This is a genomic window from Corynebacterium callunae (genome assembly GCF_046592015.1).
Classification (GTDB): domain Bacteria; phylum Actinomycetota; class Actinomycetes; order Mycobacteriales; family Mycobacteriaceae; genus Corynebacterium; species Corynebacterium callunae_A.
Window position 1 is genome coordinate 606,795 of record NZ_JAWVOB010000001.1, and the last position, 14,788, is coordinate 621,582.

General features: G+C 53.7%; 16 protein-coding genes and 7 tRNA genes. 18 read left to right on the plus strand and 5 right to left on the minus strand.

Features of this window, described 5'->3' with window-relative positions:
* Window positions 1-5: 5 nt before the first annotated feature.
* Window positions 6-623 carry a DUF3000 domain-containing protein gene (locus tag SFC07_RS02780; protein ID WP_411206697.1) on the minus strand — a complete coding sequence of 206 codons (618 nt, stop codon included), beginning with the start codon at window positions 621-623 and terminating at the stop codon, window positions 6-8.
* A 301-nt stretch (window positions 624-924) separates the two neighbouring features.
* Between SFC07_RS02780 and SFC07_RS02785 the strand changes: the two genes are divergently transcribed.
* Together SFC07_RS02785 and hemQ are read left to right on the plus strand one after the other, a co-directional pair.
* Window positions 925-1,059 carry a hypothetical protein gene (locus SFC07_RS02785; protein ID WP_411206698.1) on the plus strand — a complete coding sequence of 45 codons (135 nt, stop codon included), beginning with the start codon at window positions 925-927 and terminating at the stop codon, window positions 1,057-1,059.
* Window positions 1,060-1,132: 73 nt separating this feature from the next.
* Window positions 1,133-1,834, plus strand: coding sequence for a hydrogen peroxide-dependent heme synthase (gene hemQ, locus SFC07_RS02790; RefSeq protein ID WP_411206699.1), 702 nt, complete (start codon window positions 1,133-1,135; stop codon window positions 1,832-1,834).
* 80 nt (window positions 1,835-1,914) lie between these two features.
* On the opposite strand, the gene msrB is transcribed toward hemQ, so the two are convergent.
* Genes msrB through SFC07_RS02805 form a run of 3 tightly spaced genes read right to left on the minus strand, consistent with a single transcriptional unit; the run spans window position 1,915 to window position 4,410 of the window.
* Window positions 1,915-2,328: a peptide-methionine (R)-S-oxide reductase MsrB gene (gene msrB, locus SFC07_RS02795; RefSeq protein WP_411206700.1), complete on the minus strand. Its 414-nt coding sequence runs from the start codon at window positions 2,326-2,328 to the stop codon at window positions 1,915-1,917.
* Between the two features lie 44 nt (window positions 2,329-2,372).
* Window positions 2,373-3,665: an arabinofuranan 3-O-arabinosyltransferase gene (gene aftC, locus SFC07_RS02800; protein WP_411206701.1), complete on the minus strand. Its 1,293-nt coding sequence runs from the start codon at window positions 3,663-3,665 to the stop codon at window positions 2,373-2,375.
* A 49-nt stretch (window positions 3,666-3,714) separates the two neighbouring features.
* Complete coding sequence (locus tag SFC07_RS02805; protein ID WP_411206702.1) at window positions 3,715-4,410, minus strand: pyrimidine reductase family protein; 696 nt, start codon at window positions 4,408-4,410, stop codon at window positions 3,715-3,717.
* A gap of 80 nt (window positions 4,411-4,490) precedes the next feature.
* Between SFC07_RS02805 and SFC07_RS02810 the strand changes: the two genes are divergently transcribed.
* Window positions 4,491-4,838: a YciI family protein gene (locus SFC07_RS02810; protein ID WP_411206703.1), complete on the plus strand. Its 348-nt coding sequence runs from the start codon at window positions 4,491-4,493 to the stop codon at window positions 4,836-4,838.
* A gap of 58 nt (window positions 4,839-4,896) precedes the next feature.
* Here the strand turns inward: SFC07_RS02810 and SFC07_RS02815 are convergent.
* Window positions 4,897-4,971: transfer RNA gene (locus tag SFC07_RS02815), tRNA-Val, on the minus strand.
* Between the two features lie 310 nt (window positions 4,972-5,281).
* On the opposite strand from SFC07_RS02815, the gene SFC07_RS02820 reads away from it, so the two are divergent.
* The 15 genes from SFC07_RS02820 to SFC07_RS02890 all read left to right on the plus strand — a co-directional run bounded on the left by SFC07_RS02820 (window position 5,282) and on the right by SFC07_RS02890 (window position 14,759).
* Window positions 5,282-5,354, plus strand: a tRNA-Gly gene (locus tag SFC07_RS02820).
* A gap of 33 nt (window positions 5,355-5,387) precedes the next feature.
* Window positions 5,388-5,459, plus strand: a tRNA-Val gene (locus SFC07_RS02825).
* A gap of 36 nt (window positions 5,460-5,495) precedes the next feature.
* A tRNA-Gly gene (locus SFC07_RS02830) sits at window positions 5,496-5,568 on the plus strand.
* Window positions 5,569-5,609: 41 nt separating this feature from the next.
* Window positions 5,610-5,680: transfer RNA gene (locus SFC07_RS02835), tRNA-Cys, on the plus strand.
* 11 nt (window positions 5,681-5,691) lie between these two features.
* Window positions 5,692-5,763, plus strand: a tRNA-Val gene (locus tag SFC07_RS02840).
* A gap of 36 nt (window positions 5,764-5,799) precedes the next feature.
* Window positions 5,800-5,872, plus strand: a tRNA-Gly gene (locus SFC07_RS02845).
* Between the two features lie 251 nt (window positions 5,873-6,123).
* Window positions 6,124-6,744, plus strand: coding sequence for a copper resistance protein CopC (locus tag SFC07_RS02850; protein ID WP_411206704.1), 621 nt, complete (start codon window positions 6,124-6,126; stop codon window positions 6,742-6,744).
* Window positions 6,745-6,756: 12 nt separating this feature from the next.
* Window positions 6,757-7,329, plus strand: coding sequence for a copper chaperone PCu(A)C (locus SFC07_RS02855; protein WP_411206705.1), 573 nt, complete (start codon window positions 6,757-6,759; stop codon window positions 7,327-7,329).
* Between the two features lie 16 nt (window positions 7,330-7,345).
* Window positions 7,346-8,569, plus strand: coding sequence for a Dyp-type peroxidase (locus SFC07_RS02860; RefSeq protein WP_411206706.1), 1,224 nt, complete (start codon window positions 7,346-7,348; stop codon window positions 8,567-8,569).
* A gap of 217 nt (window positions 8,570-8,786) precedes the next feature.
* Window positions 8,787-10,889, plus strand: a complete 2,103-nt coding sequence (gene thrS, locus SFC07_RS02865) for a threonine--tRNA ligase (RefSeq protein ID WP_411206707.1) — start codon at window positions 8,787-8,789, stop codon at window positions 10,887-10,889.
* A 94-nt stretch (window positions 10,890-10,983) separates the two neighbouring features.
* Entirely contained in the window at window positions 10,984-11,565 is a 582-nt protein-coding gene (locus SFC07_RS02870) for an HIT family protein (protein WP_411206762.1), read from the plus strand.
* Window positions 11,565-12,233, plus strand: a complete 669-nt coding sequence (gene pgsA / locus SFC07_RS02875; RefSeq protein WP_411206709.1) for a phosphatidylinositol phosphate synthase — start codon at window positions 11,565-11,567, stop codon at window positions 12,231-12,233. The genes SFC07_RS02870 and pgsA overlap by 1 nt, the downstream gene beginning before the upstream one ends.
* Before the next feature lie 31 nt (window positions 12,234-12,264).
* The gene (locus SFC07_RS02880; RefSeq protein WP_411206710.1) at window positions 12,265-13,188 is read left to right on the plus strand and encodes a phosphatidylinositol mannoside acyltransferase; all 924 of its coding nucleotides are present in this window, start codon (window positions 12,265-12,267) and stop codon (window positions 13,186-13,188) included.
* A gap of 3 nt (window positions 13,189-13,191) precedes the next feature.
* The gene (locus SFC07_RS02885) at window positions 13,192-14,298 is read left to right on the plus strand and encodes a glycosyltransferase family 4 protein (RefSeq protein WP_411206711.1); all 1,107 of its coding nucleotides are present in this window, start codon (window positions 13,192-13,194) and stop codon (window positions 14,296-14,298) included.
* A complete protein-coding gene (locus SFC07_RS02890; protein ID WP_411206712.1) occupies window positions 14,295-14,759 on the plus strand; it encodes a hypothetical protein in 465 nt (154 codons plus the stop codon). Before SFC07_RS02885 ends, SFC07_RS02890 begins: the two co-directional genes overlap by 4 nt.
* Window positions 14,760-14,788 lie beyond the last annotated feature (29 nt).

Sequence of the window (14,788 nt, forward strand, 5' to 3'; positions counted from 1 at the left end):
CCAATCTACCTGTGTAGCTCGGTGACACCTTCCGGTGGGAGGCCTGCAACAGAAGCGAGCACGGCAGCAAAGGCCTCAACATGTGGGGTAAGGTCGGTGCCCTTGGCAGTCCAAGAGGCACGCATTTCTACCTGATAAGCGCTGGGTGGTCCACCAATTTCACCAAAACGAACAGAGCTGGTGGAGGTTACGGTGCCTCCGAGATTAGTGAACTCTGCTTCTGCGTTTTCTAAACCTTCATTAAGCCACTGCCAAGCAACCTCTGGCAGCAGTGGATCGGAGGCTACCGCATGATCCATATCGGCCTGAATATAGGCGACCAGGCGCATGGTTCCTTCCCAAGAATCCTCTGAGCCTGGATCGTGGAGCAGAATGAGACGCCCAAAAGAGTCACCTTCGCTATTGGTGGCAACTACGTCGGATTCTTCGTGGTTGTTTACCTCAAGGCCGATGGCGTGCGAGAAGGGTGCGAGGCGCTGCGGTGGTCTGATAGTGCCCAAAGTAAGTTCTGGGCGCAGGCGCGCTCTATGCATGGACTCAACCGCTTCGGAAAACTCCACGGGAGTACCCTCTGCCGCGTTGGCTGAGGTTTGGTGCTGAGAGGTCGCTTCAGAATCGATCACACTGTGAAACTTACTAATAGCGATTGCATCTGCGGGGGAGGCGCGCCGTTGATTTTTTAAAAGTCCGGTGGCTTAAGAAAAACTTTGAAGAAGTTTGGAGAAAACTAGAGAATTTATAGGAAGTGGTGCACAAAGGTGGTTGGTGGATAGTTGAAGGTTTGGCCACAAGTGACAATTCGTGGGTAGCCTGGGGGCCAATTTTCCCTGCATTTTTGGGCACGGTGAAGCACGCGGCCACGACCATGATGTGAAATTAAGCCTAAGTTTGGGGCTATTGCCACATGGCACGGCAATCAAACTTATGATGGATACGTTGGTGCGAGTTTCTAGCAGCAAAATTAAGCTGCGCTTCGGCTCTACTGCGCCCGCGGGTTTTTATACCGACAAGCGGCTTATGGGCACAGAAATTTCCGCACGACGTTTTATCCGCGATTAATCCGCATGAGGTTCACCTCAAGCACGAGGTCCCTGCCCTTGCGGGTTGGGGAACCATGAAAGGAAATCACCCTATGAGCGATCCCACTATCAAGGAGCTCAATCGAGTGCAGCGCTACTCCCAGTGGGCAGTGTTCCGCATCGTGCCAGGCATTCTTGAAGATGACCGCACTGAGGCCATCGAGCAGGCACGTCAGTTCTTTGCTGATATTGAAGCTGCCGGCAAGGTCGTTGTACGCGGCATTTATGATGCCACCGGCCTGCGCGCCGAAGCTGACTACATGATCTGGTGGCATGCGGAGGAATTCCAGCAGCTCCAAGAGGTGTTTAATAATTTCCGTCGCTTCACCACTCTGGGCCAGGCTTCTGAGGTTTTCTGGATTGGCAACGCAATTCACCGCCCATCCGAGTTCAATAAGGCGCACCTGCCAGCATTCATCATGGGCGAAGAGCCTCGTGACTGGATGACTGTGTACCCATTCGTCCGCAGCTACGAGTGGTACATCAATGATCCTAAGGAGCGCGCTCGTATGCTGCGCGAACATGGTCAGGCTGCGGTTGATTTCCCTGACGTGCGCGCAAACACCATGAGTGCTTTTGCCCTCGGCGATTATGAGTGGATGCTCGCCTTCGAGGCTGATGAGCTGCACCGCATCGTTGACCTCATGCACAAGATGCGCTACACCGAAGCTCGTCTGCACGTCCGTGAGGAGCTGCCATTTATCTCCGGCCGCCGCGTTGCAGATATTGCAGAGCTCATCAACGTCTTGCCATAACCCGCTTTTCGACGAAAAACAGCCCCGGTGGCAGCCAATTTAGGCTGCCACCGGGGCTGAAGCTTTGCGCGGGTTAAAGACTATTCGGAAATAGGCTTTTCTTCCAGCTTGATGCTGATGGAGTTAATGCAGTAGCGCAGGTCAGTGGGGGTGTTGTAGCCTTCACCCTCAAAAACGTGACCCATATGGGAACCGCAGTTTGCGCACAGAACCTCAACGCGACGCATTCCCAGGGAGTTATCTTCACGCTCAATAATCTTGTCACCAGCGAGTGGGGAGAAGAAGGAAGGCCAGCCACAGTGGGATTCAAACTTCTCAGTGGAGCGGAAAAGTTCCTCGCCACAGGCGCGACAGGAGTACACGCCCTCGGTGGTGGTGTTGGTGTATTCACCAATATGTGGAGGTTCAGTGCCTGCTTCGCGGAGCACGTGGAATTCCTGTGGGGTAAGACGCTCACGCCATTGTGCATCGCTGATGAGTTTAAAGTCAGTCATTTTTTCCTCTCAAAAAGTGTTGAGCATGAATCCGGTGGAAAATCCTAGGCTATTGCAGCCGGTGGTGGAGTTTGTAGATCTTCTTCAGTATTTACATGCTCTGGTTCTGCAGATGTTTGTGAAGCCAAGGATCGCTTAGCTTTAATGTCACCTAGGAACCAGAATAGCGCCGCCACAAAAGTCACGACGATCAATAGACTCCAACCAGCTGTAGCCCGGAAAAATTCCACCCAGCGGGCAATATCAGGCCAACGTGCTGAGCTGAAAGTATCTGGGGTGAGGAAGAAGTAGGCTGCCACCCAGGCCACCCAGTTGTGGAATACCGAGCGTGGCCCCAGCACTGTGAAGATCATGGGGAAGATCATCATGGAGTAGTACATCTGGCCCAAAGAAGAGAGGAAAAATACGCCGGTGAGCAAAACACCGGAGGTGGTGGCTGCCCAGAAGAAGGGTTCGGTATTTCTAAACCGCAGCAGTGCCAATACCGCAACGCCCACCATGCCACCGAAGATAAGGAACCACACCATCTCCCAGGCCTTTGGCATTCCAAAATAGATCGCAAGGCCAGGTAGTGAGCTATTGGCAAAGTCCCTGGTTTCACCCAGATAAGGCACGGTACGAGTGATGTAGTCCGATGCCCCAGGCACTAGTGGCCAGGCAATGGCGTTAAAAATCACCGGAGTTAAAATGCCCACTGCTAGCGCGACCCATTGTTTTTTCACCAGTGGCAAAAAGAGCAGAGGCAAAAACATTGGCTTGACCAAAATGGCTAATCCAATAATGAGGCCACCCAGCCAGGACTTCTTATGGATCACACACCAGAGGAATAGGGTGAGCATCAGCAGCAGGATTCCGTTGATATTGGAAAAGATCAGTGTGTTCTGCACAGCCTCAGTGAGCATCGCCAGCGCAATTGCCAGTGGCCAGACCATGGAACGCAGTGCCCAGCCGGTCATTCGGGTAAGCAAGCCCAGGGCAATAACAATGGCTATGAGGTTGGCTGCGATAAATGCCCAACGTGCGAGCGTGAAGTTAGTGATGTACCCCAATGGAGCGAGTAGGAGAGTGGCACCCGGGTTATATAGGTAGTGCGGGTCTACAAAGTGGTAGACCTCGTTATAAACCGGAACCCCCTCAATAAAACGGCGCAGCGCACTGTACACAGTGGTGAAGTCATCGGTTACCGATCCATTAATCGCCAAAATGAAAAAGCGATGCGCCATCAGCAAAATTGCCAGTGGCCAGCCAATGGCGTTGCCTATGAAATCCCATCTGCTGCGCCGGGGTTGGTCGCGCTCATGGGCTGGTGGGCTTGATAAAACCGGGGAGAAACTCACATGTCTAATCTAGCCAATGGGATTAAATTCCCGGAGTCCAACACCCCTTTTAGTCCCGAACATAACGCAGAAACACCGTGCTATCGGCATCGGTATAAAAGTGATCAAATTTAAGTCGCTGCGGTGTTGAACTACCGCCTTTAACAATGGGTCGTTCCACCGTTCCTGAAATCGTGGGGTCGAGGGTTTGGTGCCACACATCCACCAAACCCGCATCAAGCACCTGCGCATACAGGGTTGCGCCCCCTTCACAGGTGATGCGTGCGTAGCCCGCATCCCGGAGCTTCTCGACGACACCCTGCACACTCAGGGTCTCCAACTCAATTATTTTCGCACCGGCATTTTTCAACGCAGCTTGCAGCTCAGCATCTTTATTGTCCGTAAAGATCAGTGGGGAAGTGTGTGCCTCTTTAAAGAAGCGAGATTCCACATCAAATCTGAGGGACCTTGAGATAACTGCAATGGGTGGAATAGCGCTTTGGCCACGGGCGAAACGTTCCTGCTGAATCTCTTGAGGAATCTGTACACCGCCGTAGTCTTCAGCTTTGATAGTGCCAGAACCCACGAGCACCACATCACTCCACTCGCGTAGGCCTAGGAGGAGAGCGGTGTCGGTGCTATTGCCTAAGTTCCCGGAAGTTCCATTGACCGTGGTTGAGCCATGGAGCGTACTGACTAGAACGCAGCGCAGCTCGGGAATTGTGGGTTCTTGGATTGTGCCGATGAGATCATTGATATTTGCCATCTTTAAAAGAATAGAAGCGTTTAGGGATAAAGGCTTGAGGCCCGGTCAAAGGGCAATTTTTTTCTCTACACTTGGGCACTATGAGCCATTTCCTCCTCAGCGTTTTCCATGATCCCGGCGTACAACAAAGCGGCACCGCATATCAGTCCGAAGAAGCAATGCATGAGGCATTCGCCCGAGTAGAAGCATTTAATAAGCAACTTATTGACGATGGCCAATTCGTGTACGCGTGTGGCCTTACACCGCCGGAATCAGCCCAGGTAGTGCATCCTGATGCCTCAGTAACCGCAGGTCCTGCCATAGTGGGGGATAAACAGCTGGGAGGTTTTTGGGTTGTCGACGCCCCCACTTTAGAAGCCGCAGCAGCATTGGCGGAGAAAGGCGCAGCTGCTTGCGGGCAGCCAGTGGAACTTCGCCCATTGCAATAAACACTGAACAACGCAGAACTCCCGACCAGCAAAATTACTGGGCGGGAGTTCTTTTTAATGGTGGTCCTAGCTGGGATCGAACCAGCGACCTTTCCGGTGTGAACGGAACGCTCTTCCACTGAGCCATAGGACCTTATGGAAAACATCGCTGTGAAGCGGTGTGTTTAAAAGTTAACACGCCTTAATTCGAAGTTCATAATTGCCCACCTTTTAAGGGACCGGCGTGTTTATTCAAACCCAGATATGGAACTTTTCGAGTGCCTCGAAAGAAAACTGGCCTGAAACCACATCAATGTAATTCCGAACGGGCGCTTTTAGAGCACCTCTACAACCCTCGATTTCGGGTTCTAACAGGGGATTTGTGTTGTGAGAGCCGTTCAGTCTAAAGTTATTCAGGCACCGAACAGAACGGAACTTAACAGATCAAGTTCATTGCAGTGCATGCGGATGTAGCGCAGTTGGTAGCGCATCACCTTGCCAAGGTGAGGGTCGCGAGTTCGAATCTCGTCATCCGCTCTCATTTCACCGGGCCAATCGATGAAATGTCCCGCGCGTTTAGCTCAGCGGGAGAGCGCTTCCCTGACACGGAAGAGGTCACTGGTTCAATCCCAGTATCGCGCACAAAGAGGGTGAGTCACCTCTTAAAAAATGATTTATGCGGATGTAGCGCAGTTGGTAGCGCATCACCTTGCCAAGGTGAGGGTCGCGAGTTCGAATCTCGTCATCCGCTCTGGTACATTAACCATGTACTCGAGGCGGGAATCCCGCCACGGTGGAATGGCCGAGTGGTGAGGCAACGGTCTGCAAAACCGTGCACACGGGTTCGATTCCCGTTTCCACCTCGCAATTGCGGGCGCGTTTAGCTCAGCGGGAGAGCGCTTCCCTGACACGGAAGAGGTCACTGGTTCAATCCCAGTATCGCGCACAAAGAGGGTGAGTCACCTCTTAAAAAATGATTTATGCGGATGTAGCGCAGTTGGTAGCGCATCACCTTGCCAAGGTGAGGGTCGCGAGTTCGAATCTCGTCATCCGCTCAAATGAAGCCCTGTACTTTTTAAGTACAGGGCTTTTACGTTTTCCACGTTGTACTGCTCACAGTCCCTGACAAAGACGCGCCGACTTAATACACTGTGTTCATAATTTATTAACCTGATTGTTGATTTATGGAAATTAACACAGGCGGGAACTATCTACAGAGATTGTGCGACAACTATCTGAACCGAAAAACATCGGGACTGGTTGTGGCGAAAGATTTGTTCAGGCGCCAGCAGAGGAAAGGTAAAACGTGGCTTTAGTTAGTGATCATGACGTTAACAGTGGGGGATTCAAGAAGCAGGTTCGTGCACTTTCAGCACTGGCTGGATTTTCTGCCTTCGGCGCGCTGACCTTCCTTGCAGCTCCAATGGCTAATGCTCATGACGTGGTTATATCCTCCAACCCGGAAAATGGCAGCGTGGTGGAGGAATTCCCCAAAACTATTGAGCTGGAATTTTCTGGTCTCCCACAAGATCTCTTCACCACAGTGGCTTTGAGCAACGCTGATACCGGCGAGGTCCTAAGCTCTGGCACCCCAACTCTGCAGGACCAACACATCATCTATGAAGTGCCGGCAGATGTAGAAGGTGCACCAGGCAACTATATTCTCGGCTTCCAGATCACGTCCTCTGATGGACATGCCACCAAGGGTTCCATTGAGTTTGAGGTTGCCGGAGCTGCAGCAACCACCACCGCAGCGGTCACTACCACGGCAGAATCCGCTGCAGCAACCACTGCGGAAAGCGCCAATACTGCGGCCGAAACCACCGAAAGCTCCAGCGCGTGGAAATGGGTTGCCAGTATTGCGGCAATTTTGGTTGTCGCAGCTGCCATTGTCATGATGATCGCCAAAAACCGTAACCAGAAGTAAAGGAAGAAAACCATGAAGAAGATTCTTGGCGCTAGCGTCCTACTCTCCGGAGCATTGCTTATGACTGCATGTTCCCCCGCGAACCAAAATGATTCCACCAGTGCTGAAGCAACTGCGATGAGCATGACTTCTTCCGCTGCTGCTTCGGCTACTAAGGCTACGGACTCCAATGCCGTCTTGAGTATGGAAAACGCCGTGGTTCGTGCGTCAGCTGAAGGCAGTGATATGACCGCCGTTTTTGGAACTGTGGTCAACAATACTGACCAGGAAGTCCATGTCACGGGCTTCAGCGCGGATGTGGATGCGCAGAGCTTTGAAATCCATGAGGTTGTTAATGGCATGATGCAGCCCAAGGCTGGGGGATTGGTTATCCCTGCCAATGGCAGTGTGGAATTGGCGCCCGGTGGCGATCACATGATGATCCTCGGCCTGGCTGCGCCGGTACAAGCAGGCGATGAAGTAACCATCACCTTGGATCTTGAAGATGGTTCCACTGTTGAGCTTGAACCCGTCCCGGCGCGCACCATTGCTGCTGGCGATGAAGATTATGGCACCAGCATGGACCATAGCGAGATGGCTCACTAACACTCAGGAGTTTCTTATGGTTACCCGCAGGGGTTTCCTGGCAGGCGCTAGCATTTTTGCTGGCGCCTCTGCCGTGACTGCATGTTCCTCGCCCGCAACACCGCAAGGGGCAGCGAGCGAGGGCGCGTCGACAAGCTTAAAAGGCCAGGTAGTGGCCTTTGATGGGCGCCACCAAGCCGGAATTGACACCCCACATCAGGCGCACCTTAATTTGGTGGCGTTTAGCCTGCGTGCCGGCGTTGATCGCGCGGGGATTCGCCGCCTGCTGCGGCTGTGGACCGAGGACGCCCGCGCGCTGTGCGCTGGGCAAACGCCGCTGGGCAGCCTGGAACCCGAGCTGGCAACCGCGCCGGCAAATTTGAGCATTACCTGTGGTTTCGGTTCTAGGCTTTTCGACGTCGCCGGGCTGGCATCTCAACGCCCGGAATGGCTGCATCCTATTCCAGCATTTTACCGGGATCAGCTGCGGGAGGAGTGGGGTGAGGCGGATCTGGTACTGCAGATTTGTTGCGATGATGCGCTGACGCTGAGCCATGCCACGCGGCATATGATTCGCGCTGGTGTGGATTATGCAGCGACGCGCTGGGTGCAACAAGGCTTTGTCAATGCCAATGGGGTGTTGGCTAAAGATGAGACGCCGCGTAATCTTTTTGGTCAAAAAGATGGCACTATCAACCCCCGCTCAGATCAGGAATTCCAGGATGTGGCCTGGATTAAGGAGGGTCCAGAGTGGGCTATTGATGGTAGCTGCATGGTGGTGCGCCGCATTGCTATGAACCTGGATACCTGGGAAGAGCTTGACCGCGGATCGCGCGAAGTATCGGTGGGGCGTACCTTGGATACCGGCGCGCCACTGACCGGCACCGCGGAGTTTGATGCGGCGGATTTTACTGCGACTGATTCCGTAGGCTTGCCTGTGATTGATCCGGCCAGCCATATGGCGCGCTCGCGGGCGTCGGAGGATCACCCTGAGCAGAAAATTCTGCGTCGCGTATTCAACTATGATCTGCCCCCGGATCCCACCTCAGAGCAACTATCTAATGCTGGTTTGGTGTTTATTTGCTTCCAGAAGAACCCGGACCTGCAATTTACGCCTATTCAACAGCGCTTGGATGAACAAGATCGCCTCAACCAGTGGATTAGCCATATTGGTTCTGCTGTTTTCTTTATCCCGCCTGGGACTAACCCGGAGGATAGTTCAGCGGATGAATTCTGGGGAGCCAGACTGCTTGCAGACTAGGTACACACGGTAGGATATGACAAGACAGTTGGCCATGGGGCTTTATTCCTTAACTATCACCGCGCCATCTGTACGGTGCCACACTAGTTAATAAGGAATAGCGCCCCCGGTATCCGAACATGCCACAGCGATTTTCCCTGCCCTTTTTAAGTTTTAGCAAAGGGCGGGGGAGAGCTGGGTCAACTGCGCACCTTGAACTAGTGGACGGCGGCCAGGTATGCCGTTGGTCCACGTGAGCGCACGAAGGAGCGCACATTTCGTGAACACCCCTAATATCGCAGCACCCAACCTCGTGGAATTTGAGGTTCCAGCAGGTACTGCCATCGGTACCGCTATGCGAGAGCTCGAATTGCCAAACAAGGGCCCAGAGGCCATCGTTTGTGCAAAAGACGCCGAAGGCAATCTTAAAGATTTGTCCCACGTCCCAGAAACCACTGCAAAGTTCACTGCAGTGCCAGCTAACACCCCAGATGGCCGCGCTGTAATCCGCCACTCGTGCGCTCACGTGATGGCACAGGCAGTGCAGGCAGAATTCCCGGGCACCAAGTTGGGTATTGGACCTGCCATTGAAAATGGCTTCTACTACGACTTCGACGCAGCAGAACCCTTCACCCCAGAAGATCTCAAGACCATTGAGAAGCGGATGAAGAAGATCATCAAGACCGGCCAGAAGTTTGAGCGCCGCGTCTACGAGTCTGCCGAGGCTGCAGCAGCAGAACTAGCCAATGAGCCTTATAAGCTTGAGCTTATTCAGGACAAGGGCAATGTTGACCCCAACTCCGATGAAGCAACCGAAGTTGGCGCTGGCGAACTGACCGCCTATGACAACGTCAACCCTCGCACCAATGAAGTCGAGTGGTCTGACCTATGCCGTGGACCTCATATCCCAACCACCCGTTATATCCCAGCATTTGCCCTGACCAGGTCTTCTGCTGCCTACTGGCGCGGTGACCAAAACAATGCTGGTCTGCAGCGTATCTACGGCACCGCATGGGAGGATAAGGAATCCCTCGAGGCGTATCAGACCATGCTGGCTGAAGCGGAAAAGCGTGATCACCGCCGTCTAGGCACCGAGCTTGACCTCTTCTCCTTCCCTGATGATCTGGGCTCTGGCCTGCCAGTATTCCACCCCAATGGTGGCATTGTGCGCAATGAGATGGAAGACCACTCCCGTCGCCGCCACATCGCAGCAGGCTACTCCTTTGTGAATACCCCACACATCACCAAGAAGGACCTTTACGAACGCTCCGGTCACCTGGGCTTCTACAAGGACGGCATGTTCCCACCTATGCAGGTGGATGCGGAATATGACGAAGAGGGCAACGAGACCAAGCCGGGCCAGGATTACTACCTCAAGCCCATGAACTGCCCAATGCACAACCTCATCTTCGATTCCCGTGGACGTTCCTACCGCGAACTGCCACTGCGTCTTTTTGAGTTTGGCACCGTTTACCGCTACGAGAAGTCCGGCGTTATCCACGGCCTGACCCGCGCCCGCGGCTTCACCCAGGATGATGCGCACATCTACTGCACCGAGGATCAGCTCGAAGGCGAACTGACCTCTGTGTTGGACTTCATCCTCTCCCTGCTGCGTGACTATGGTTTGGATGACTTCTACCTGGAGCTTTCCACCCGCGACCCGAAGAAGTCCGTGGGATCTGATGAGATCTGGGAGCGTTCCACCGAAATTCTGAGCCGTGTGGCAACCAACTCTGGCCTGGAATTGGTTCCAGACCCAGAAGGCGCTGCTTTCTACGGTCCTAAGATTTCTGTGCAGGCTCGTGACGCCATTGGCCGTACCTGGCAGATGTCCACCGTGCAGTTGGACTTCAACATGCCAGAGCGCTTTAACTTGGAATACACCTCCTCTGATGGATCCAAGAAGCAGCCAATTATGATCCACCGCGCGCTCTTCGGCTCCATCGAGCGTTTCTTCGGTGTGCTGCTTGAGCACTACGCCGGTGCTTTCCCAGCATGGTTGGCTCCACACCAGGTGATGGGCATTCCAGTGGCTGATGATTGCATTCCACACCTGGAGGCAATTTCCGCCAAGCTACGGGAAAAGGGTATTCGCGCTGATGTAGATACCTCTGATGATCGTATGCAGAAGAAGATCCGCAACCACACCACCGGCAAGGTTCCATTTATGCTGCTCGCCGGTGCCCGCGATGTGGAAGCTGGAGCTGTAAGCTTCCGCTTCCTCGACGGCACCCAGGTCAACGGTGTGCCAGTGGATGAGGCTGTCTCCTTGATCTCCAACTGGATTGGCGATCGTATTAATGAGCAACCAAGCGAGGAAACCATTGCAGCACGCAGGTAATTCCCAATCACACACTGCCGAAGAACAGCAGGTTTATGTAGATTCCGGAGTAGGAATCCCTGATCGTTTAGAGCGCATTTGGGCTCCCTACCGGATGAACTACATCAAAACCCGCCCTAATAGGGGTGCTGCTGATGCTTCTGCTGAAGGTGCCGCTGGCACCGGAGACTCTAAGGCAGTGAAGCGGGATCCTTTCCTAGAGGTTCCCAAAATGAGTGATGAGGAAGGCCTGATTGTTGCCCGGGGTGAAAAGGTTTATTGCTTACTAAACCTTTATCCCTACAATGCTGGGCATATGATGGTGGTGCCGTTCCGCAAGGAACAAAACTTAGAGGATCTCACTGTTGAGGAAACAGCTGAGTTAATGCTCTTTGTCCAAACCGCAATCAAGGTGGTTAAAAAGGTATCCACGCCGGATGCTATCAACGTGGGGTTAAACCTGGGTAAGGCTGCCGGCGGATCAGTGGGGGATCATTTGCATGTGCACGTGGTTCCCCGCTGGTCGGGCGATGCCAACTTTATGACCGTTATTGATGGCACCAAGGTTTTGCCTCAAACCTTGCGTCAAACACGTGCACTGCTTGCTAGTGCTTGGGGCGAACTTGAGGGTGCGCCAGGAATTAGTGATCCCACCTTGACGTCTCCCATTCAGACAGTTTCATCAAAGGAGAACTAATGCTGGGAGTACATGGCCGCAAACCTGCACAGGTAATTGTGGAACCGGTTGCCAAGTTGATGATCAAGTTGGGAATCACCCCCAACCAGCTCACCGTTGTCAGCGCCATTTTGACGGCAGCGGTAGCTCTGGTGTTGATCCCCACTGGACACCTCATTTGGGCTGCCATCTTGACGGGGCTGTTTGCAGCCTTTGACATGATTGATGGCACCGTGGCCAGAATGCAAGGAGGTGGCACTAAATTTGGTGCCACCTTGGATGCGACCTGCGACCGTATCACCGATGGCGCGCTTTTTGGTGCCATCACCTGGTGGTTGGTTTATACCTATGATGCACCGCAGCCTTTGGTCGCAGCATCTTTGGTGTGCTTGGTGGCCTCCCAGGTTATCTCCTATGTAAAAGCCAGGGGAGAGGCCTCCGGCTTTAAGATGGACGGCGGCCTGGTAGAACGCCCAGAACGCCTGATCATCAGCCTGGTGGGTCTTGGTCTCACCGGCCTCGGCGTGCCTTATGCCATCGACGTCGCTTTGTGGATTTTGGCCGTGGGCAGTGTGTTTACCGTAATTCAAAGGCTGGTTATTGCTGGAAAATCCCCACTGGCCAGCGAACATACCAAGGCGCCAGCAGGTGCCAAGGCTAATTACTCTGATCTCAGCACTAAGCATTAAACCCCGAGCCAATAGTGGAGGTGGCCCGTAAGTGAACACCAAAAAACCCAGCTTTGGCGAGGATCTAGCAGCGCTAGGTTATAAAGCTGGATGGCGTTTTGTACGACTGCTTCCACCTCGGGTAGCAAAGTCTCTTTTTGATTTTGGTGCTGATCTTGCCTCTGCCTACGGCAAAGGCATGGATCAGCTACGTTCCAACCTCATCCGCGTGGTGGGGGCGGAACATGTCACCAGCGCGCTGGTGCGCGATTCTATGCGCAGCTACGCCCGCTATTGGATGGAAGCTTTTCGGTTGCCAGCCATTGCTGGTGATCCCACGCTACAAGCCCAATTACATGCGGGTGTGCGCGGGCTTGAACACCTGGATGCCTCCATCGCTGCTGGCAAGGGTGTTGTTTTAACGCTGCCGCACTCCGGAAATTGGGATATGGCCGGCACCTTCTTGGTCAATTACCATGGCAGCTTCACCACCGTCGCCGAAAGGCTCAAACCCGAAAGCCTCTTTGAGGCTTTTGTTGACTTCCGCGAATCTTTAGGCTTTGAGGTTATTCCGCTCAGCGGCGGGGAGACCCCGCCTTTTAAAAGACTTAAAAGCACGCTTGTCGACGGCGGCATCGTCTGTCTCATGGGTGAACGCGATCTTCGCTATAGCGGAGTGGAGACCACCTTCTTTGGCGAAAAAACCTCTATGCCTGCAGGTCCTGCGCAATTAGCTATTGAAACTGGAGCAGCCTTGCATGTGGTGCATTCCTGGTTTGCGGGTGATGGTTGGGGCTTAAGCGTTTCACCTGCAGTTGAGGTGGATAATCTCAGCGACACGGTGCAGCGGATTGCCAATGCTTTCGAGGAAAATATTAGAAAGCATCCGGCCGATTGGCATATGTTGCAGCCTTTATGGTTTGACGATTTAGACCCAGAGCGACTGCGTGCAGCGCAGGAGAAGAAGGAGAAATAATAGGTGCGTATTGGAATGGTATGCCCCTATTCTTTTGATCAACCAGGGGGAGTTCAAGCTCATATCCTTGACCTAGCGCAGGTGTTTATTGATCAAGGCCATGAGGTGCAGGTGCTTGGACCATGTAGCCCAAATACCCAGGTGCCAGATTTTGTGATCAAAGGTGGCACCAGCGTCCCGATCCCTTATAACGGCTCGGTTGCGCGTTTAAGTTTTGGTCCCCGCATGGTCAAAATTGTGCGCGCTTTTATCCGCGATGGTGACTTTGATGTCTTGCATATTCATGAGCCCAATTCACCTAGCTTTTCCATGGCAGCACTTTATTTTGCCGAGGGCCCAATCGTTGCCACTTATCATGCATCGAGTAGTGGTTCGAAGATTCTAAAAACCTTTTTGCCCATCCTTAATCCGCTGCTGGAGAAGGTGCGTGCGGGCATTGCGGTGTCAGAGATGGCACGGCGCTGGCAGGTGGAGCAGGTGGGTGGCGATCCTGTCCTAATCCCCAATGGTGTGCACACCCGTGCCTTCGCGCAGGCCTTGAGCAGCGCTCACAGTGGGACGTCCACAAGCGCCGAAGAACCCCTGGAAATCGTGTTTTTGGGGCGCCTGGATGAGGCCCGCAAAGGTCTGGATATTTTATTGCGCGCGCTGGAGCGTGTGGATCGGCCCTGGCAGTGTACCGTTATTGGCGGTGGTACGCCCCGTGACATCGCGGGCGTGAATTTTGTGGGGCGGGTCAGCGACGCTGAGAAGGCGGAGATCCTGGGGCGTGCCGATATTTATGTCGCCCCCAATACGGGCGGCGAGAGTTTTGGCATTGTGCTGGTTGAGGCGATGGCGGCCGGGTGTGCGGTGGTTGCCAGCGACCTGGAGGCATTTTCCCTGGTCGTCGACGCTGAATCCGAGACTCCGTCGGGGCTGCTTTTCCGCACCGGATCAGCGGCCGATCTGGCGAGCAAAATGACCCTGCTTTTCGACGACGCGCAGCTGCGTCAAAACCTTATGGCGGCAGGCGCGGAAAGAGCCAAGATTTTTGATTGGGATACGGTATCGGCACAGGTTATGACGGTCTATGAAACCATTTCCGATACCAAGGTGACGCTATCATGATGGCTATTTATGTACTCATTGCCATTGTGATTACGGCTGTGGTGTTATGGGCGTATTTTACTGCACAAAGGCTCAATCGTCTGCATATCCGCACCGATTCCGCACGTCAGGCCTTGCAAGCGGCTTTGGATCGGCGGGCTGCTTTGGCTGGTGCTCTGCTACCTGATGCCTTAGAGCTTGCGCGGAGGGCTGAGGCGATTCCGCTGGTGTATTCCCGATTTGAAGACCGCGCGCGTGTAGAAAGGGAAGTCTCGGGCGTGATTTTGCGGCAGCAACAGCCAGTTCCCGAGCCTTTAGTTGATGCCGCAACCCGGGTGGAATTGGCGCATCGTTTTTATAATGACGCCGTGTCCGACACCCGTGACCTGCGCACACGTTATTCCGTCCGGCTTTTTAGGCTGGGTGGCACTGCACCCTTGCCGGAATATTTTGAATTACTTGATACAGATCTGGTGGATTAGAAAAACCTCACAGCTTTTTGGCTGTGAGG

What these genes read in the sequence shown, in the direction of transcription:
- SFC07_RS02785 (WP_411206698.1), top strand. Translation starts at nt 925, where the DNA reads ATGATGGATACGTTGGTGCGAGTTTCTAGCAGCAAAATTAAGCTGCGC.
- hemQ (WP_411206699.1), top strand. Translation starts at nt 1,133, where the DNA reads ATGAGCGATCCCACTATCAAGGAGCTCAATCGAGTGCAGCGCTACTCC.
- msrB (WP_411206700.1), bottom strand. Translation starts at nt 2,328, where the DNA reads ATGACTGACTTTAAACTCATCAGCGATGCACAATGGCGTGAGCGTCTT.
- SFC07_RS02805 (WP_411206702.1), bottom strand. Translation starts at nt 4,410, where the DNA reads ATGGCAAATATCAATGATCTCATCGGCACAATCCAAGAACCCACAATT.
- SFC07_RS02810 (WP_411206703.1), top strand. Translation starts at nt 4,491, where the DNA reads ATGAGCCATTTCCTCCTCAGCGTTTTCCATGATCCCGGCGTACAACAA.
- SFC07_RS02855 (WP_411206705.1), top strand. Translation starts at nt 6,757, where the DNA reads ATGAAGAAGATTCTTGGCGCTAGCGTCCTACTCTCCGGAGCATTGCTT.
- SFC07_RS02860 (WP_411206706.1), top strand. Translation starts at nt 7,346, where the DNA reads ATGGTTACCCGCAGGGGTTTCCTGGCAGGCGCTAGCATTTTTGCTGGC.
- thrS (WP_411206707.1), top strand. Translation starts at nt 8,787, where the DNA reads ATGCCGTTGGTCCACGTGAGCGCACGAAGGAGCGCACATTTCGTGAAC.
- SFC07_RS02870 (WP_411206762.1), top strand. Translation starts at nt 10,984, where the DNA reads ATGAACTACATCAAAACCCGCCCTAATAGGGGTGCTGCTGATGCTTCT.
- pgsA (WP_411206709.1), top strand. Translation starts at nt 11,565, where the DNA reads ATGCTGGGAGTACATGGCCGCAAACCTGCACAGGTAATTGTGGAACCG.
- SFC07_RS02890 (WP_411206712.1), top strand. Translation starts at nt 14,295, where the DNA reads ATGATGGCTATTTATGTACTCATTGCCATTGTGATTACGGCTGTGGTG.